At 67.6% G+C, this 18,802-nt stretch carries 17 protein-coding genes; 3 read left to right on the top strand and 14 right to left on the bottom strand.

The window, feature by feature from the left end:
* Positions 1-78 precede the first annotated feature (78 nt).
* The 11 genes from GVN21_RS21220 to GVN21_RS14455 all read right to left on the bottom strand — a co-directional run bounded on the left by GVN21_RS21220 (position 79) and on the right by GVN21_RS14455 (position 13,281).
* Entirely contained in the window at positions 79-3,189 is a 3,111-nt protein-coding gene (locus GVN21_RS21220; RefSeq protein WP_166575474.1) for a M10 family metallopeptidase C-terminal domain-containing protein, read from the bottom strand.
* A gap of 166 nt (positions 3,190-3,355) precedes the next feature.
* Positions 3,356-4,342: a type II secretion system F family protein gene (locus GVN21_RS14500; RefSeq protein WP_166575473.1), complete on the bottom strand. Its 987-nt coding sequence runs from the start codon at positions 4,340-4,342 to the stop codon at positions 3,356-3,358.
* Positions 4,343-4,355: 13 nt separating this feature from the next.
* Positions 4,356-5,333 carry a type II secretion system F family protein gene (locus GVN21_RS14495; RefSeq protein WP_166575472.1) on the bottom strand — a complete coding sequence of 326 codons (978 nt, stop codon included), beginning with the start codon at positions 5,331-5,333 and terminating at the stop codon, positions 4,356-4,358.
* A gap of 6 nt (positions 5,334-5,339) precedes the next feature.
* On the bottom strand, positions 5,340-6,851 hold the full coding sequence (locus tag GVN21_RS14490; protein ID WP_166575471.1) for a CpaF family protein: 1,512 nt from the start codon (positions 6,849-6,851) through the stop codon (positions 5,340-5,342).
* Positions 6,852-8,369 carry a CpaE family protein gene (locus GVN21_RS14485; RefSeq protein WP_166575470.1) on the bottom strand — a complete coding sequence of 506 codons (1,518 nt, stop codon included), beginning with the start codon at positions 8,367-8,369 and terminating at the stop codon, positions 6,852-6,854. It lies immediately after the preceding gene.
* A gap of 4 nt (positions 8,370-8,373) precedes the next feature.
* Complete coding sequence (locus GVN21_RS14480) at positions 8,374-9,060, bottom strand: CpaD family pilus assembly protein (RefSeq protein ID WP_166575469.1); 687 nt, start codon at positions 9,058-9,060, stop codon at positions 8,374-8,376.
* Between the two features lie 5 nt (positions 9,061-9,065).
* Entirely contained in the window at positions 9,066-10,649 is a 1,584-nt protein-coding gene (locus GVN21_RS14475) for a type II and III secretion system protein family protein (RefSeq protein ID WP_166575468.1), read from the bottom strand.
* On the bottom strand, positions 10,646-11,548 hold the full coding sequence (gene cpaB / locus GVN21_RS14470) for a Flp pilus assembly protein CpaB (RefSeq protein WP_166575467.1): 903 nt from the start codon (positions 11,546-11,548) through the stop codon (positions 10,646-10,648). The genes GVN21_RS14475 and cpaB overlap by 4 nt, the downstream gene beginning before the upstream one ends.
* 140 nt (positions 11,549-11,688) lie before the next feature.
* Complete coding sequence (locus GVN21_RS14465) at positions 11,689-12,210, bottom strand: prepilin peptidase (RefSeq protein ID WP_166575466.1); 522 nt, start codon at positions 12,208-12,210, stop codon at positions 11,689-11,691.
* A 257-nt stretch (positions 12,211-12,467) separates the two neighbouring features.
* On the bottom strand, positions 12,468-12,632 hold the full coding sequence (locus tag GVN21_RS14460) for a Flp family type IVb pilin (protein ID WP_166575465.1): 165 nt from the start codon (positions 12,630-12,632) through the stop codon (positions 12,468-12,470).
* A gap of 484 nt (positions 12,633-13,116) precedes the next feature.
* Entirely contained in the window at positions 13,117-13,281 is a 165-nt protein-coding gene (locus GVN21_RS14455; RefSeq protein WP_166575464.1) for a Flp family type IVb pilin, read from the bottom strand.
* Between the two features lie 266 nt (positions 13,282-13,547).
* On the opposite strand from GVN21_RS14455, the gene GVN21_RS14450 reads away from it, so the two are divergent.
* The 3 genes from GVN21_RS14450 to GVN21_RS14440 all read left to right on the top strand — a co-directional run bounded on the left by GVN21_RS14450 (position 13,548) and on the right by GVN21_RS14440 (position 15,119).
* Positions 13,548-13,925, top strand: coding sequence for a pilus assembly protein N-terminal domain-containing protein (locus GVN21_RS14450; RefSeq protein WP_166575463.1), 378 nt, complete (start codon positions 13,548-13,550; stop codon positions 13,923-13,925).
* Between the two features lie 98 nt (positions 13,926-14,023).
* On the top strand, positions 14,024-14,572 hold the full coding sequence (locus tag GVN21_RS14445) for a TadE/TadG family type IV pilus assembly protein (protein ID WP_166575462.1): 549 nt from the start codon (positions 14,024-14,026) through the stop codon (positions 14,570-14,572).
* A gap of 16 nt (positions 14,573-14,588) precedes the next feature.
* On the top strand, positions 14,589-15,119 hold the full coding sequence (locus tag GVN21_RS14440; protein WP_166575461.1) for a TadE/TadG family type IV pilus assembly protein: 531 nt from the start codon (positions 14,589-14,591) through the stop codon (positions 15,117-15,119).
* On the opposite strand, the gene GVN21_RS14435 is transcribed toward GVN21_RS14440, so the two are convergent.
* Genes GVN21_RS14435 through GVN21_RS14425 form a run of 3 tightly spaced genes read right to left on the bottom strand, consistent with a single transcriptional unit; the run spans position 15,103 to position 18,747 of the window.
* A complete protein-coding gene (locus GVN21_RS14435) occupies positions 15,103-15,867 on the bottom strand; it encodes an aminotransferase class IV (RefSeq protein WP_166575460.1) in 765 nt (254 codons plus the stop codon). The two genes, GVN21_RS14440 and GVN21_RS14435, sit on opposite strands and share 17 nt — an antisense overlap.
* Positions 15,864-17,207, bottom strand: a complete 1,344-nt coding sequence (locus GVN21_RS14430) for an anthranilate synthase component I family protein (protein ID WP_166575459.1) — start codon at positions 17,205-17,207, stop codon at positions 15,864-15,866. Before GVN21_RS14430 ends, GVN21_RS14435 begins: the two co-directional genes overlap by 4 nt.
* Before the next feature lie 40 nt (positions 17,208-17,247).
* Positions 17,248-18,747 carry an MFS transporter gene (locus tag GVN21_RS14425; protein WP_166575458.1) on the bottom strand — a complete coding sequence of 500 codons (1,500 nt, stop codon included), beginning with the start codon at positions 18,745-18,747 and terminating at the stop codon, positions 17,248-17,250.
* Positions 18,748-18,802: the final 55 nt, after the last annotated feature.

Here is an 18,802-nt window from a genome sequence, read left to right as displayed (position 1 = left end):
ACCGGCCTGCGCGGGCAGGAAAAAAATCAGCAACCGTTGGACGAAGACGCGTTTTTGGGTTGGCCGGCAGGGCGCCCGTCAGAGCACCCAGCCGCCGGTATCGCCAGTGACGTCGCCGTTGATGCGCAGGCCGTAGTCGGCGATGCGGTCGCCGTCGACGTCCAGCAGGACGGTGGTGATCCCGCCGGCGAAGTTCAGCGTCATCCGGCCGCCGGTTCCGTCGAAGGCGGACACGATGGTGAAGGCGTCGTCCACGCCGGTGGTCGAGATGTCGGCGTCCACGTCCGAGAAATCGATCTCGTCCAGGCCGATGGCGTAATCGCTGATGGTGTCGGTCTCGGCGGCGCCGATCAGGTCCGTGCTGGCCGAGATCGACTCGATCTGGACGAAGAAGACATCCGCCCCGCCGCCGCCGATCAGGATGTCGTTGCCCGCGCCGCCGATGATCTCGTCGTTCCCCAGGCCGCCGTTGAGCGTGTCGTTCCCGTTGCCGCCGAACAGCAGATTGGCCCCGCCGTTGCCGGTGATCTGGTTGTTGAGGTCATTGCCACTGCCGTCGATGTCGCCGGAGCCTTCGAGGATCAGCCGTTCAAAGTTCCTGCTCAGCCCCCAATCGACCGTGCTGCGAACAATGTCGCTGCCTTCGCCGGACGCCTCGACCAGGGTGTCGAAATAGTCGTCCACATAATAGGTGTCGTCGCCAAGACCGCCGGTCAGGGTGTCGCTGCCCGACCCGCCACGCAGCACATCATTGTCGGCCCCGCCGAACAGCTGATCATCTCCGTCGCCGCCCTGCAGCTGGTCATTGCCGGCCTCGCCATAGAGGACGTCCGCGCCGGTCCCGCCATCGAGCGTGTCGATACCGGCGCCGCCATAGAGGGTGTCGTCGTCCGCGCCGCCCGACAGGATGTCGCTGGCGTCCCCGCCATAGAGCTCGTCGTTTCCGTCGCCGCCCAGCAGCTGGTCATTGCCGTCATCCCCGCTCATCTCGTCGAGGCCGGAATTGCCACGGATGACGTCGGCGCCGCCCCCGCCGCTGAGGATGTTGTCGCCGCTGTTGCCGTCGATCTGGTTGGCCAGGCCGTTGCCCGTGCCGTCGATGTTGGCCGAGCCGGTGAGCTGCAGGTTCTCGACCTCTGCGCCCAACGTATAGGTGACGCTGGCGCGGACCCGGTCGCTGCCTTCGCCCCCGGCCTCGGTGACCGTGTCGCTCAGGTCGTCCACCAGATAGATGTCGTCGCCCAGGCCGCCGGCCATGGCGTCGGCGCCGGCGCCGCCGTCCAGCAGGTCGCCGCCCGCCCCGCCGATCAGGTCGTCGGCGCCCAGCCCCCCGTACAGCAGGTCCTTGCCGTCTCCGCCATCAAGGACGTTGGCCCCGTCATTGCCGGTCAGGATGTTGGCCAGGGCGTTGCCGGTGGCGTCGATGTCGGTCGCGCCGGTCAGGGTCAGCCGTTCAAAGTCCGCGGCCAGGGTCCAGGTGATCGTCGAGATGACCGTGTCGGTCCCCTCGCCGGGGTTCTCGCCGACCGTGTCATTGAGATCATCGACATAGAAGGTGTCGTCGCCCAGGCCGCCGATCATGATGTCCGCGCCCAGACCGCCGTTCAGGATGTCGTTGCCGGCCGCGCCCGAGAGGTCGTCGTCCGCGCCCCCGCCGACGTAGCTGTCGTCGCCGGGCGTGCCGACTTCGACCACCGGAACGGCCGGCGCCCTGCCGAAGATGACGTAGCTGGCGCCAGCGTAGGAAACACCGTTCGGATCGGCGTATGGAGAGCCGATGATCAGATCATCGACGCCATCCCCATTGACGTCGCCGGCCGAGGCGACGGACATGCCGCTGTAGTCCCCGCCCGCCGCCCCGATGATCCGAAAGCCGTTGGTTCCGTTCAGGGTGGAGAGATTGAGCTCGGCCGCGAACCCCGCGGTGCTGCCGAACACCACATAGCTGGCGCCGGAATTGCCACCGTTCGCGTCAGAACGAGGGGCGCCGATGATCAGGTCGTCGATGCCGTCCCCGTTGACGTCTCCGGCCGCCGCAACCGACATGCCGCTGACGTCAGCTGACGCCGCGCCATTGATCTGGAAGCCGTTTGAACCATTCAGGCTAGAGAGTTCAAAAGCGCTCGCGAACGGCCCCGTTCTGCCGAACACCACATAGCTGGCGCCGGCATTGCCGCCGGTGGCGTCTACGCCAAAGGCCCCGATGATGAGGTCATCAAGGCCGTCGCCGTTGATATCGCCCGCCCTCGCGACCGACGCGCCGCTGTAGTCGCGGGTCGTCTCACCCCTGATCTGGAAGCCGTTGGTTCCATTCAGGCTGGAGAGATCAATATTGGCCGGGAAAATGTCGCTGCTGCCGAACACCACGTAGCTGGTCCCGGAATAGACGCCGTTCGTGTTGGAATACCTGGCCCCGATGATCAGGTCGTCGATGCCGTCGCCATTGAAGTCTCCCGCCGAGGCGACAGACCGGCCGCCTTCATCACCCGCCGCAACACCGGAGATCTGGAAGCCGTTGCTACCGTCCAAGTCGGAGAGGTTCAGGCTGGCCGGGAACCCCTGGTTGCTGCCGAACACCACATAGCTGGCCCCGGACCCTGAGCCGTTCGGGTCGGCGAGCCGGGCCCCGATGATAAGGTCACCTATCCCGTCATTGTTGATGTCCCCGGCGGAGGCGACCGACCAGCCGCTGAAGTCGCTGGCCAGTTCCCCGCTGATCCGGAAACCGTTGGATCCGTTCAGGCTGGAGACGGCAAAGTCGGCTGCGAATCCTTCGTCGGTTCCGAACACCACATAGCTGTCGCCGGAGCCGTCGCCGGTCGAGTCGGCGAACGGGGCCCCGATGATCAGATCATCGACGGTGTCGCCGTTGAGGTCCCCCGCCCAGGCGACCGAGTGGCCGAGGAAGTCGCTTGGCGCCGCGCTGATCCGAAAGCCGTTGGTTCCATTCAGATCGGAGACATTGATGTTGGCCGCGAACCCCGCGCCGCCGCCGAACACCACATAAGATATCCCGGCGCCGCCATTGGCCAAACGGGCGCCGATGATCAGGTCGTCGAACCCGTCAAAGTTGAGGTCTCCAGCAGAGGAGACCGAATAGCCGCTGTGCCCGGATGCCAGGACCCCGGAGATGCGGAAGCCGTTGGTTCCGTCCAGCGATGACAGGTTGAGGGTGGCCGCGAAAGGCATGAGCGTGCTCCCAAACGGGAGACCCACGCCGCGCGAATGCTAACGCTCCCCCACTGCGGCAAGCCATACCAAGGGGTAGCAAAGGCGACAACGTCGTTATTTGACTTGAGATACCGGCGCGTGCTGAAAATTCAAAGCAACCCCGGGGCGAAAAAGAACCCTGTTGCTACTGCTTGGCCATGATGTCCTGCACCTTGATGATCGCGGGACCGAGGATCACCACGAACAGCACGGGCAGGAAGAACAGGATCATCGGCACGGTCAGCTTGGCCGGCAGGGCGGCCGCCTTCTTTTCGGCGGCGGAGAGGCGCAGCTCGCGGTTTTCCTTGGCCATGACCCGCAGGGCCGAGCCCAGCGGGGTGCCGTAGCGCTCAGCCTGGATCATGGCGGTGGCCACCGACTTGATGCCCGGATGGTTGGTGCGCTTGGCCAGGCCCTCATAGGCCATGCGGCGCTCAGGCAGGTAGCTGAGTTCTGCGGTCAGCAGGCTGAGCTCCTCGGCCAGTTCGATGGAGGTGCCGCCGACCTCCTGGCTGACCTTCATGATCGCCGCCTCGATCGACATGCCGCTCTCGACGCAGATCAACAGCAGGTCGAGGCTGTCCGGGAAGGCCGCGACGATGCTTTCGCGCCGCTTGGTGGCGATGTTGGAGATGTAGATGTTGGGGGCGTAGTAGCCGATCAGCAGGGCGGCCACGCAGGCGCTGAACTTCTGCATGGTCTGCAGGCCGAAGTCGTTGACCACGAACAGGTAGAAGGCCACCAGAATGGCGAACACGAACGGCATCACGAAGCGGAAGAAGTAGAAGGTGCTGATCGGCCGGGGGCCGCGGAAACCGGCCTGGGCCAGCTTGTCCACCACCTTGGGATCCTCGAGCAGCTTCGACAGCTGCAGCCGGTCGACGACGTTCTTGTAGAGGCCGGTGTCGGTGTGACGCAGGGTCGAGTTCTGGGCCTGGCCCTTCTTGCTGAGGGCCTCGCGGTTTCGCTTTCGCAGTTCCTCGCGGCGGTTGGCCACCGACTTCAGCCGGCCCTCCAGCTTGTCGCTGCGCAGCATCGGCGAGACGAGGGTGACGATGGTCGCGAACGACACCGCCGCCACGAAGGCGGTGAGGATGTTGTCCGGGTCGGTCAGGGTATTGACGAGGCTCATGGCGTGCTCCCCGTCAGAACTTGAAGTTGATCATCTTGCGCATCACGAAGATGCCGCAGGCCATCCAGAAGGCCGCCCCCATCAGCATCAGGTGGCCGCGCGGCTCGCTGAACATGGGGGCCATGTAGGTGGGGGTGGTCACGGTGATCAGCACCACCACGCCCGGCGGCAGGCTGCCGATGATAAAGCTGGACGCGATGGCTTCCGAGGACAGGGCCTTGATCTTCTCGCGCATCAGCTTCCGGGCCCGGAGCACCTGGGACAGGTTGTTCAGGGCTTCGGCCAGGTTGCCGCCGGTCTTCTGCTGGATGGCCAGGACAATGGAGAAGAAGCGCAGCTCGTTGGTCGGCATGCGCTGATACATCTTCTCCAGGGCCGCATCGATCGAGACGCCGACGCCGACGTTCTCGACCAGGCCGCGGAATTCGCCGGCCAGGGGCTCGGGGCTCTCGCGGCCGATGATCTTCAGGCAGTCGTGGACCGGAAGGCCCGACTTGATGCCCCGCACGATGATGTCGATCGCGTCGCTGAAGTGTTCGGTGAACTTCTTGATCCGCCGGTTGGCCAGGAAGTTGACCACCCAGCGCGGCAGCCCCAGGCCCGCGGCGAAGCCGGCGCCCAGCCCCATCCACGGGTTTGAGGTCAACAGCAAGACCAGGCCCAGCACCGTGGCGCCGAGGACGCCGCTGACGATCCAGAAGTTGCGGACATTGCCCTTCAGGCCGGCCTGCTGAAGCTTGGCGGCCAGGTTGAGGGTGATCTTCTTCTGCTGCTTTTCCTGCTCCTTGAGGGTCTTCAGGATCTGCTTGCGGCGAACTTCCGGGGTATTGGCGGCGGCGCGGGCGGCGGTCTTGCGGGTCTGGGCCGTGCCGCCGGAGACGATCGCCTGGGCCCGCTTGGTCACCTTGGACGAGCCGCCATTGCCGGCGAAGGCGAACCCGATGCCGGCGATTGCGACGAAGGCGAGCACGGCGATGAGGATGGTCAGCATCGCCCGCTACTCCGCCGCGTCCAGGGCCTCGGCGAGTTCTCGTTCCAGGCCGTAATAGCGGGCGCGGTCCCAGAAACGCGGGCGGGCGATACCGGTGGAGCGGTGCTTGCCGACGATCTTGCCGGCCTCGTCCTCTCCGGTCATCTCGTAGACGAACAGGTCCTGGGTGACGATCACGTCCCCTTCCAGCCCGACCACCTCGGTCACATGGGTGATCCGGCGCGAACCGTCGCGCAGGCGAGCAGCCTGGATGATCACGTCGACAGAGCCGGTGATCATCTCGCGGATGGTCTTGGAGGGCAGGCCGTAGCCGCCCATGGTGATCATGCTCTCGATCCGGCTGATCGCTTCGCGCGGGCTGTTGCTGTGCAGGGTGCCCATGGAGCCGTCGTGGCCGGTGTTCATCGCCTGCAGCAGGTCGAAGGCCTCCGGGCCGCGGACTTCGCCGACGATGATCCGCTCGGGCCGCATCCGCAGACAGTTCTTGACCAGGTCCCGCATGGTGATCTGGCCCTGGCCTTCCAGGTTGGGCGGCCGGGTTTCCAGGCGCACGACGTGCGGCTGTTGCAGCTGCAGTTCGGCCGCGTCCTCGCAGGTGATCACCCGCTCGGTCGGGTCGATGAAGGCGGTCATGGTGTTGAGCAGGGTGGTCTTGCCAGAGCCGGTGCCGCCCGAGATGATCACGTTGCAGCGGCAGGCGCCGATCACGCCCAGAACCCGCGCGCCTTCCGGACTGATGGACCTGAAGTCCACCAGGTCCTTCATCGTCAGCTTGTCCTTCTTGAACTTCCGGATGGTCAGGGTCGGGCCATCGAGGGCCAGCGGCGGGGCGATGACGTTCACGCGCGACCCGTCCGGCAGGCGGGCGTCACAGATGGGCGAGCTTTCATCCACCCGCCGGCCGACCTGGCTGACGATCCGCTGGCAGATGTTCATCAGCTGGGCGTTGTCGCGGAAGCGGACGTTGGTGAGCTGCGTCTTGCCGCCGACTTCGATGAACACCCGGGCGGCGCCGTTGACCATCACGTCGCTGATATCGTCGCGGGCCAGCAAAGGCTCGAGCGGGCCATAGCCGAGGACGTCGTTGATGATGTCCTGGACCAGGTGCTCGGTCTCGGCGACCGACATCGAGACGTTCTTGATCGCCACCAGCTCGGCGACGATGTCCTTGATCTCCGCCGCCGCGGCGCTGGTGTCGAGCTGGGCCAGCTGGCTCAGGTCGATGGTGTTGAGCAGAGCGTTGAAGATGGTGGTCTTGGTGGCGTGGTAGTAGTCGCTCTGTTCACGGATGATCTCCGTGGCCGGGGCCTGGGCCTCCTTGAGCTTGTCCATCACCGCATTGCTGCGCATCGCCGCTTCCGATTGCGGCTTGCCCGGACCGCCCACCGGCGGACCGCCGGGACGGGTGGTCGGCGCGGCGCCCTGCGGGCGGGTCGGGGCCGGCGCGCCCGTGAGGGCCGGCGGCGGGGCCGGCCGGGCGGGCGCCGGGGCGCCGTCGGATGCGCGCTTGCCGAACACCTACTTCTTCCTGAACAGGCCGGAGAGCATGGACGTCTTCTGGACGGCCGGCGGGTCGCGCCGGCTGATCAGCTGGGCCAGGGACTCGATGTCGGCGGCGGCCTTCGACTTGGGCGCGCTCTCGGGGATCATCTGCCCGTTGTTGGCGGCCTGGCCGAAGGTCTTGGCGTCGAAGCCGATGACCATGGACGGGGCGATGCCCAAGGCATCGCCGAAATCCTTGGCCGGGATCTCCGGCCGGCCGGGCAGGCCCACCTGGTTCAGCACCAGCCGGGGCGGATTGTCGTTCGGCCGGGCCTGGCGGACCAGGTCGACCATGTTTTTGGCGTTGCGCAGCGAGGCCAGGTCCGGCGTGGCGACGATCACCAGGTCGTCGGAGCCGATCAGCATCCGGCGGGTCCAGCTGTTCCAGCCGTGCGGGATGTCGAGCACCACATAGGGGGCGGCGGCGCGGATCTTCTGCGTCACCTCCTCATAGGCGTCGCCCGCGATGTCGTAGTCGCTGTCCAGGGTCGCCGGGGCGGCGAACAGGCTCAAGCGATCGGTGCAGCGGGCCATCATCCGGTCCATCAGGACAGGATCGAGACGGTCGGGTTGGCCCAGCGCATCGACCACACCCTGCAGCGGGTCGTGGTTGAAGTTGAGGCCGGCCGTGCCGAAGGCCAGGTCGTAGTCGACGATCACCGTGCCGGCCTGGATCCGCTCACTGATCGTCCAGGCCACATTGTGGGCCAGGGTCGAGGCGCCGGACCCGCCGCGGGCGCCGACGAAGGCGATCTGGCGGCCGGTGAAGGGCGAGGCCGGGTCAGCGTAGAGGCCGGCGATGGCGCTGATCACCTGAAGCGGTTTCAGCGGCGGGACCAGGTATTCGCTCACGCCCCGCCGCATCAGCTCGCGGTAGAGCGCGATGTCGTTGGCGTTGCCGATCACCATCACCTTGGTGCCCGGATCACAGACCTCGGCCAGGCGGTCGAGCTGGGCGATCATCTCCGGGGCCGGATCGAGGCTCTCGACGACCACCAGGCTGGGGGTCGGCTGGTTCTGGTATTGCTCCACCGCCGCCGCCAGACCGCCGGCCCGCACCACGGTGGAGGCCCGCGACAGGCGCCGGTCGGCGCTGGACCGTTCGATGACCTCGGCGGTGTCGGTGCGGGCGCAGAAGACGTGGATGGTGATCCGGGGAACCTGGGCTTCGCCGAGGGCGGCTTCGACCCCGGCATGCAGATCGTGGACGGGATTGTAAGCGGGGGCGGCAACCATACGCGGGGACTCGAACTCGTCATTCGGACGGGCGGGGGGGAAATCAGCGAACGGATCGGCGCCGTAGGGATCCGCCTTCAGGGGAGCAGGCGCGAAAGGATCGGCCGCGAAGGGGTCGGCGGCCTGAGGCGAGACCGAGCCCATGGGTGAGCCGAGGTCGGCCCACGGGTCCGCCGCCGGCGCTTGAGACGGCGTGGCGAACTCGTCTTCGGCGTCGAAGCCCAGGTCGAACGGATCGTCTGCGGGACGCGGCTGCATGGGATTAGTTCACCACCTGCGAAACAGCGGCCTTGGCGACCTCGTCACGGGCCGAGCCGGTGGCCTCGCCCTTGCGGAACTTGTCGAACATGGTGGTCCGGTTCTGGGCGTCGCCCAGCGGCATGTCGCGCGGCTCGATCAGATCCTCGGGATTGGCTACCTGCTGGGCCAGATTGGAGGTCACCGCGCAGCCGAAGTTGTCATAGACCCGGTTGTCGTTGCTGTGGCTCATGTTGCGCCAGGTCCCGCACTTGGGCGTCTCGACCACATAGCGGTTGAAGCTGACCACCACTGGGGCGCGGGGATCGTCGCCCCCGTCATAGGCCTGCATGCGGATGCGGCCCGCCGGCACCCCCAGGGACAGCAGCCGGTCGCGGGCGTCCCAGGCCACGCGGTTTGCGCCGCGGGCCGAGGGGCCGGTGTCAGGGGCGCGGACCACGATCTCGCGGCCCTCCGCATCCAGCCAGTTGCCGACGAAGCCTTCCAGGGCGTTCGACTGGTTGGTCGACAGGCCGGTGTCGTGCGGGGCCAGGCGGATGTCCTGCGGCTGGGCCAGGACCTTGACCTCCTTGCCCCAGGCGTCGAGCGGCGTGGCGGTGGTCTGATCGACCTGCGGCCCCGTCGCGGTGGCGCAGCCGGCCAGGAGGGCGGCTGAGGAAAGAGCGGAGAGGAGGAGGATGCGCGGGGTCATGGCTGTTACTCGATCACGTATCCGATGGGACCTTGGTAGCGGCGGCCGGCGTTGGCCCCGGGCGGCGCCTTGACGGCCCGGTTCAGCTTGCCGAGCAGCAGGGTCTCGGGGTCCGAGGCCAGCTGGAGGCCGTCTGCCGGGGTCTGGAACTGGCGGGGCGCCTGGGGGTCGACGATGTAGGGGGTGACCAGGATGACCAGCTCGGTCTGGCCCGAGGTGAAGTCGCGGCTGCGGAACAGGGTGCCGACGATCGGCATGTTCATCAGCCCAGGCAGGCTGTCGAGGTTCTGGGCCGAGCGCTCCTGCAGCAGGCCGGCGATCATCATGGTGCCGCCGGACGGCATCTCGACCACGTTTTCGGCGCGCCGCACCGACAGCCCGGGAACGGTCAGCACCGAGGAGGTGCCGGTGCCGACGGTGAAGGCGCCGGCGTTGCTGAGCTCGGAGACCTCGACCGAGATCTTCATGTTGATGCGACCGCCCGACATCACCACCGGGGTGAAGCCGAGACCAACGCCGTACTTCTTGAACTCGATGGTCACCCGTCCGCTGGTGTCCTGGCCCGTGGGGACCGGAAACTCGCCGCCGGCCAGGAAGTTGGCCGGCTCGCCGCTGGAGGTGGTCAGGTAGGGCTCGGCCAGGGTGCGGACCAGGCCGACCCGCTCGAAGGCCTTGATGGTGGCGTTGGCCTTGTTGACGCCGTCGGAGCCGATGACGTTCTGGGGTGTGGCGGTGTCGAAGTTTGGCGCGTCGGCGGGACCGCGCACGATGACATTGCAGAGCGATCCGGCGGGCCAGCCGGCGCCGCAGGGCTGTTGCATCACCGGGGCCTTGGTGGTGTCCAGCGAATAGCCGCCGGTCAGACCGCCCAGCAGCGAGCCATTGATGCCGAAGGTGGCGGCGGTTGCAAAGGTCAGTTGGTCCAGGCCGACTTGGCCAAGCACGGCGTTGAGGTCGAAGCCCAGCTGCTTGACCACATTGCGGTTCACCTCGACCACGCGGACCTTGAGGGTGACCTGGTCCTTGCCGGCCACCTGGATCATGTTCAGCACCTGCTCGGGCTTGGCCACGAACCGCTGCGCGATCTGGCCGGCCTTGTCGGCGTCGGCGGGAGTCAGGACCAGGCCCGACAGGATGATGGAGTCGGCCACCGGCTCGATGGTCACCCGCGATCCGGGCAGGATGCGGTTGATGGTGTCGGCCAGGGCGGTGACGTCCTGGTCCACCCGCACGTTCAGCGACAGGATGCGGCGCCCGGCGCCGTCGAAGAAGACCGCGTCGGTCTGTCCCGCCGTCAGGCCGAGGATGTAGATGCGGCGGGGGGTGCGCAGCACAGCGTCGGCCACCGCCGGATTGGTGACCAGCACGTCGCGCGCATCGACCGGCAGATCGACGATGGCCGACTTGCCGCGCGGCAGGCTGAGCATCTGGGCGCCGGCGCCGGCCGCCAGGTCCACCCGCATGGTCGGGGAGCCGTCATAGGCGCTGGGCGCTGGCGGCGGGCCGCCGGCCAGGGGCTGGGCCGCGACCGGGCCGCAGAGCAGGCCGGCGACGGCCAGCAGGGCGGGAATGAGTTTCAACGCCTTCATTGGCCCACCTTCACTTCGGTAACCTGGCCGGCCCGGTGGACGCGCACCGTGCCGGTGGAGCCGCCCGACTGGGCCGCGCCGGGAATGCCGTTGCCGCGCGTGGGCCCGCCGGCGGTGTCGCTGATGCTGCGCAGGACCAGGATCAGGGCGCCGTTGGCCTTGGCCTGGGCGACCGCGCTGGCGGCCAGTTCGATGTCGGCGGCGGGGACCTCCAGGGTGGCGACCGCGCCGACCATGGTCTTGGCGTCCTTCTCCGGATCGGGCTTCTGGTCGATGGCCAGCACCCGCACGTTCTTCAACACCACCTTGGTGATGTAGCCCTCGACGTCCTCGGTTTCGCTGTCGCGGCTGTAGATCAGATCGACCCGGTCGCCGGGCAGGATGAAGCCGGCCACGGCGGTGTCGACGGTGACCGGGGCGGCGATGGCCCGCATGCCGGGGGTCAGCACCACGGTCATGAAGCCGCCCTCGCCGGACCTGACCACCTTGCGGGCGACGATCGGCTCGCCGGTGACGAAGGGTTCCTTGACGATCGTGCCGATCATGCCCTCGAGCCCGGCGCCGCTGAACAGGTTGCTGGCGGCCTTGGTCGCGGTATCGACGGCGCCGGCGGCGCCCTCCTTCTGAACCGCCGGGGCGGTCCCGTCAGTGATGAAGGTCGGGTTCAGGCCTTCCGCCGGCCAGGATTGCCAGCCGATGTCGTCGGTGGTCAGCCGGGTTCCGATCGGCAGGTCGCGCTTGGCGACCAGCACCTGAACGGTCGGCTTGGCGGCCGGGGCGGAGGCGACCACGGCGGGCGCTTCGGCCTTCTTGGGCGCGAAGGCGCCGCGCACCACGAACGCCAGGACGATGGCGGCCAGGGCGGCGATCACGAGGATGAACAGGCGGACGGGGCTCATGCGGCTCGAACTGCTTTCCCGACCGTCAGCGGGTCAGGGGATACTCTGGCGCGTGAAGGCTTGGGCCCCACGCACGGGCGATTCGCGTCGCGCCCTTCTGGCGGCGATCCCACAATCCGATGGCCATGGTTAACGCGGGCCTAAGCCAGCCGCGCAAACGCTTCCACCAGAGGGCTTTCCGGGAACGCCGCCAGGGCGCCGATAGCGATGGCCACGCCATAGGGCGCATCGCCCCCCGGCTCGGCCAGCCGGCCGACCCAGTCGGGCCCGCGCACCGCCAACGGGCGCAGCCAGACCGAGCGCAGGCCCAGCAGCGAGAGCGCGAGCGCCCCGCCGGCCAGGCCGGTGACCAGCACGAATGTCAGGGAGGCGGGCCAGCCCAGCCACAGGGCTGCCGCCGCGAACAGCTTGGCGTCGCCCCCGCCGATCCAGCCGAGAGCGAACATTCCCATGGCCAGAAACAGGGCCGCGACGCCGACGCCGAGCGCCATCAGGGCGGACTGCCAGGGCAGGCCCACGCCGACGGCGGCCAGGAAGAAGCCGGCGATCAGCACGCCGCTGATCCAGTTGGGGATGGTGTAGCTGGTGATGTCCTTCAACCCGCCGACGATGACCATCGCCGGGAACACGCTGAGCAGCAGCAGTTGAAGGGTGTGAAGCATGGGATGGAAAGATCGCTCGGGAGGGTGAACCAAACGTTGCTGGGGGACTGGATCGCCGCGCTTGGGCGGTAGTTTTTTGGGTCCGGGCGGTCAGGGCGGCGTTCCCGTCCCCGGTCAGCGCCGGCCGGGGACATGTACGCCCCTCGGGCCGATTGCGCTCCGACGCCTGGGACTGTGCGGGCGAACATGTCCCCCAAGCGGAAAGGGCCGCGGATTTCTCCGCGGCCCTCCCGTTTTCACAGCGAAGAAGCCGGATCTTACGGCAGCTTCGTGTTGATGTTGCCGAACGCGGTGTTCAGCTTGGTGCCCAGGGTGGTCACGGCGGTGATGATCACCACGGCGATCAGGGCGACGATCAGGCCATACTCGATGGCGGTGGCGCCGGATTCATCCTTCACGAAGCGCGAAACGAACTTGGTCATGGCTTTATCTCCTGTTTGCAAGCCTTGGGTCAGCGGGTCCAAGCCGCTTTGGCTTGCTCGCCCCGAAAACAAGGCCAATTTGGGGGATCGCGCTTAAAGGCCAGTAAACATCGGAGGGTTGCTGAGATTTTTCTTATGGTTTACTAGAATTTACCATTATCATTTGTTAAGTATGCCGTATTTCTCGTTATATATCAGCGCCTTATGTAGACTGGTGAATCGCAAGTAAATCTCGGCTGTCGCAATTATTTTTGCCCGGTCTTCCGTTCGCCGAGGCGGAGCTGATCGTCGCCAGGACGAACTGTTTCAAAATGGGTCAGGGACGTGCGCGGGCGGCGGCATCCAATCGGCGCCTCGACGGACAGACGCCGCCAACCGGACCTCAAGCCCCCGGGGCGGCGCATGCGAAAAGGGCCCCGGCTTGCGCCGGGGCCCTCCTGCTTTCCAAGGCTTGCGGGCCTTTCGGCCCCTTGGAGTCCTTGTTTTACGGAAGCTTGGTGTTGATGTCGCCGAAGCCGGCGTTGAGCTTGGTGCCCAGGGTGGTCACGGCGGTGATGATCACCACGGCGATCAGGGCGACGATCAGGCCATACTCGATGGCGGTGGCGCCGGACTCGTCCTTGGCGAAGCGCGAAACGAACTTGGTCATGTGTGGTCTCCTGTTTGCGGACTATAGGCGGGGTGGTTCAGGCCCATCGCCCGCTGCCCCCAGATGCAAGGCCACAATGGCGCACCGCACTTAACGTCGAGTAAAACGTCGGGAACATTACACAGTGCACTGGTATATTTTTCTGTATACTTAAAATCGATTCACCAAGCCGAATCCGGAGTTACCGCCACCGCCGCTCATTCAGGCTTTCTTGACCAATGGGGCCGATGCTTAAGGTCTGATTCACCGCTGGCCCGGAGTCCGCCATGCGCCGCCTCGCAGTTCTGGTCATGGGGCTTTCGCTCTTCGCCGCCCCGGCCCTCGCCCAGACCCTTTCGGTCCGCACCGACCAGGCGGTGCGCATCGCCCTGCCCTCCCCGGCCAAGGACGTGGCCATCGGCAACCCGGCGATCGCCGATGTCGTGGTCATGGACGAGCGCAACATCCTGGTGGTCGGAAAGAGCGCCGGGACGACCACCGTGATCGTGCTCGACCGCGGCGGCCGGATGATCGTCGACCGCACCGTGATCGTGGCCGGCAACGACGTTGGCCAGGTCTCGGTCTTCAAGGGCGGGGCCGCTTCGCAATACACCTGCAGCCCGCGCTGCGAGATGACCGACGGCGAGGAGCCGCGTCGCCGGTAGCCCCTTGCGCGCGTGAGTCTATAAAGACTGCCTGCGCGGGGCGCCCATTTGGGCCGCCCTAAACCCTGCCTTAAGCCTAGACCCCTAGTCTGCGGCCAATGGCCACGACCGCACTCCTTCGCGCCCGGCGCTTCCTGGCCCGCTTCCGCGCCGCTCGGCGTGGATCGGCGGCCGTGGAGTTCGCCTTTGTCGCCCTGCCTTTTCTGGCTCTGCTGTTCGCGGTGCTGGAGCTGGGCATGGTCTTCCTGGTCTCGACCACCCTGCAGAACGCGGCCGACGCCGCCGGTCGCAAGATCCGCACCGGCGAGCTGCAGGCGGCCGGCGGCACGGCGGCCACCTTCAAGACCAGCATCTGCGCCGACATGTCCTGGCTGGGCTCCGACTGCGCCAACAACCTGACGGTGGATGTGCGAAAGTTCAGCAGCTTCGCCGGCTCCAGCGCCGCCACCCCGGTGACCAACGGCGTCATCGACCCGACCAAGACCAAGTGGGAGCCGGGCGGCGCCGAGGAGATCGTCCTGGTCCGCGCCTACTATACCTGGACCCTGATCACCCCGCTGCTGAACTCGGGCATGCAGACCCTGGGGAACGGCAAGCGGCTGATCTCGACCACCGTCACCTTCCGCAACGAGCCCTGGGGCACATAGAGATGGGGGAAAGCTGATGGGCCTGTTCCGCCGCCTGAGGCGCGACGAGCGGGGCGTCTCCGCGGTCGAGTTCGCCCTCATCGCCCCGGCGCTGATCGCCTTCTATTTCGGCCTGGCCGAACTGACCCAGGCGATGATGGCCGAGCGCCGCGCCAGCCATGCCGCCTCCTCGATCGGCGACCTGGTCGCCCAGTCGACCCAGGTGACCGACGCCAACCTCACCGACATCTTCTCGATCGGCAGCACCATCATGTCGCCGTTCCCGACCACGACCCTGAAGATGCGGGTCACCTCGATCGTCGCCGACTCCAACAAGAACCCGAAGGTCGAGTGGAGCAAGGGCAGCGGCCTGACCGCCAACGGCGCCGGCAACAGCATGACCGTGCCGACCGGCCTGATCACCGCCGCCGGCGAGAGCGTCATCAAGTCGGAAGTGCAGTACAGCTACGACTCGCCGGTGGACTATTTCGTGCCCAACGCGGTGACTTTCACCAAGACCTTCTACCTGCGCCCTCGCAAGTCGGACAAAGTCACCAAGACCAACTGACCGCGCCGGCCAACTCGGCGACAAGGGGATGACCCGGCGCGGCATGGCCATCGAGCCGGTCGACCGCCCGCACCCCGATCAGGCTGTTGGTCAGGAACAGGCCCTCGGCGCCCTCCAACCGCTGGCGCCCCGCGCGGACCTCCGCGACCGTCACCCCCAGAGCCTTCGCCGCCGCCAGCACCTGGCCGCGGATGATCCCGTCCAGCACGCCGCAATCGAGCGCCGGCGTCTCCAGCCGCCCCTCGGCGATCCAGAACAGATTGGCGACCGCCGCGCAGGCGACCTCGCCCTGGCCGTTGAGCATCAGGGCCTCGGCCGGCCCGGCCTCGCGCCGCGCCAGGACGTTGTCGAGATAGCTCAGTGTCTTCAGCCGCGAGGCGGGCGAGCCCTCGTTGCGACGGACCGACACGGTGACCAGCTGGGCCGGCCCCTCGGGCCGCGCCGCCGGCGCCGCCGTGGCGAACAGGCGCGGCGTGATCTCCGCTGGCCGGTCCAGCCCCCGCCCGCCGGAACCCGCGGTGAGGGTCAGCCGCACGGCCCCGCGCGCGCCCGTCAGTCCGGCCACCGCCGCTTCGCACAGCCGCAGGGCTTCGTCGGCATCGGGCGGCGGCAGGCCGAGCGCCGCGCAGCCGGCCGTGAGCCGGGCCAGATGCGGCTCCCACAGCACCAGGGCGCCGTCCTTGGCCAGGATCGTTTCGAACAGGCCATCGCCCAGCAGCAGGCCGCGATCGTCGAACGGCACGCTCATGTCAGGGCCCTGGCCAGGGCGGCGATCTTGTCCTCGGTCTCCAGCCGCTCGGCCAAGGGATCGCTGTCGGCCACGATCCCCGCCCCCGCCCGCGCCTCGTAACGCCAGCCCAGCGGGTGGCGGGCGAAGGCGGCGGTGCGGATCAGCACGTTGGAGTCAAAGCTGCCGTCGAACCCGGCCCAGAACAGCGAGCCGCAGTAGGGTCCGCGCGGCGGCTCCAGCTCGGCGATGACCTTCATCGCCTGCACCTTCGGCGCCCCGGTCACCGAGCCGGGCGGGAAGCTGGCGCGGATCAGGTCGGAAAGGCTGAGCCCCGGCGCCAGCCGGCCGGTGACCGTCGAGACCAGATGGTGGACGTTGGTGAAGCTTTCGACCTTGAACAGCTCCGGCGTCTTCACCGATCCAGCCGGGCTGACCCGCGCCAGGTCGTTGCGCATCAGGTCGACGATCATCAGGTTCTCGGCCCGGTCCTTGACGCTGGCCAGCAGCTCCTCGGCCAACCGCCGATCCTCCGCCGCATTGGCGCCGCGGGGTCGGGTGCCCTTGATCGGCCGGGTCTCCATCCGGAAGTCGGCGCCGGCGTCCACGGTGATGAACCGCTCCGGCGAGTTGGAAACCAGGGCCAGGTCGCCCAGGTTCATGAAGCCGGCGAAGGGCGCCGGGCTGTCCCCGACCAGCCGCATCAACAGGTCGATCGGCCGGGCCATGACCTCCAGCTCGCCGCCCCAGGCGCGGGCGATATTGGCCTGAAAGATTTCGCCGGCATGGATGCGCGCCACCACCTGGGCCACCGCCGCCTCATAGGTTTCCGCCGCCGTCCGCGCCTCGAAGCTGGCGGTCAGCCGACCCTCGAAGGTCGGCCGCGTCGGCTCACCCAGCCACTCGGCGGCCCAGCCGGCCCGCTCGCGCGCCTCCTCCGCGTCCTCGCCGCGCCCGACCGCCACCACCCGCCGCTCCACATGGTCGAAGGCCAGCAGGGCGGGAAACCGCATCAGGGTCAGGTCGGGCCAGCGGTCGGGATGCCGCCCCAGCCCCAGGGCTTCGATCCGGTCGCCAAGCTCATAGGCGGCCAGGCCGACCACCCCGCCCTGAAACGGAGGCCCCTCCGGATCGACCGGCAACCGCTCGCCCAGCAGACCGTCCAGCGCCTCGAACGGGTCGGCGCCCCAGCCGGCATAGGCAGCCACCGTTTCGTCCGGCCAGCGCAGCACATAGGACCACCGCGCCCGCTCGCCCCCGCCGCCGGAAAGGAAGGCGCAAGCGCCCGCGTCCTCTCCGAACGCCGAGAGAACCTCGGCCGGCGCCCGCCAGGGGCGCGTCTGCAGGGCGACGTGGCGCATGGGCGGGCCATAGCGCTCTGCATGGGCCGGGGAAAGGGTGTCAGTCGGCGCGGTGCTCGTCCTTGCCGCCGCCCTTGACGAAGAACATGCCGATCAGCCCCAGGAACAGCAGCGCCGCGATCGGGATGAAGCCGCCCTGCTGGCTGCCCGAGAGGGCGGTAAACAGGGCCACCAAAAACGAGCCGACCCATACGGTGGCCGTGCCCGACATGGCGTAGAGACCGAAGAAGGCCGGCAATTTTTCCGGAGGCGACAGGCGGGTCAGCAGGGTGCGGCTCGAGGCGTAGTGGGCGACCACGAAGATCGCCACCCCGAAGCCGATGACCAGGTAGATGATCTCCGGCAGGGTGCGGAACATCGGGCCGTTCCACAGCGGCGCGTGGGCGGCCGGATCGTAGGCCCAGAAGAAGAGAATCTTCTCGCGGCCCATCCCCAGCAGACCGATCAGGCAGACGATGGCTCCGCCAACCGCGATCTTCACCGCCTTCAGCGGCCCCACGGCGCGGTCCATGAAGGAGCCGACAAAGCCGCCGATCACCGCGAAGATCGACAGCAGGATGCCGTAGCCCAGCATCTCCAGCACCTGCCAACGCATCACCCCCGCGGCGTACAGCCCACCGAAAGCCAGCAGCGAGGTCATCCCGTCGGTGAACAGCATCCGCGCGATCAGATAGTTGCGCATGTCGGCCTCGCCCTTGAGGCTCTTCAAGGTCTCCCACAGGCCACCGGCCCCCTTGGCCAGGCTGGTGACGAACCGCTCGCCCGAGCGGGGGACATCAGGGCTGAACAGGAACATCGGGATGGCCAGCAACACCAGCAGCGCCGCGCAGATCGGGCCGACGATGCGTGAAGGTTCGGCCTTTGCCGGATCGATACCGAACATCGGCTTGTCGGGGACGAAGCTCCAGTCGACAGCGCCCGGCAGGGCAAAGGCGATCATGCAGAAGACCAGCGCCACGACAGCGAAAGCATTGCCCAGCGACAGCGCCAGCCCCGAAGCGTGCGGCGCATGGCTGGTCCCCGCCGCGCTGATGAGCATCGAGTTGTGCAGCACCTCGGCATAGACGAACAGCACGCCTATCGCACCCAGCATCCAGAGCGTGGCGTTCACCGAGATAGGCCCGCCCGGGGTGACGAACCACAGGGCCCAGATCAGCGGCGCCATCAGGGCAATAAGCACCAGCAGCACCGGCTTGCGCGCCCCGAACCGCTCCATCGCCGCGCCCAGGAACGGCGCGGTCGCCGCCACAAACAGGCTGTAGATGGTGGTCATCGTAGCCACCAGCGACTGACCCTTCACCTTGTCCCCGACCACATACTCGCTGAAGTAGGGGGCGAAGATGTAGATGCTGATCAGGATGACGTAGGGGTCGCGCCCGCCCTGGAACAGCGACCACGACCAGCCGCCCAGGGACAGGCCCGCATAGCCCGACTTGGCCAGCTGCGCCGGCCCCGCCGCGTCGGCGGCGGCTTCCGCTTCCGGCGCCAGGCTGCCCGGCAGGCCGTCGCCGAGCGCGCCGGATGGTGGCTGCTGAACCATATGGACGTCTCCCGATCCCAATGCAGAGAGCCGTCTGTCGCCGCGGCCTTGGGAT

It is taken from the genome of Caulobacter sp. SLTY (genome assembly GCF_009905535.1).
Lineage (GTDB): Bacteria > Pseudomonadota > Alphaproteobacteria > Caulobacterales > Caulobacteraceae > Caulobacter.
The sequence above is the reverse complement of the archived record's forward strand: the minus strand, read 5'-3'. Positions and strand labels throughout refer to the sequence as shown.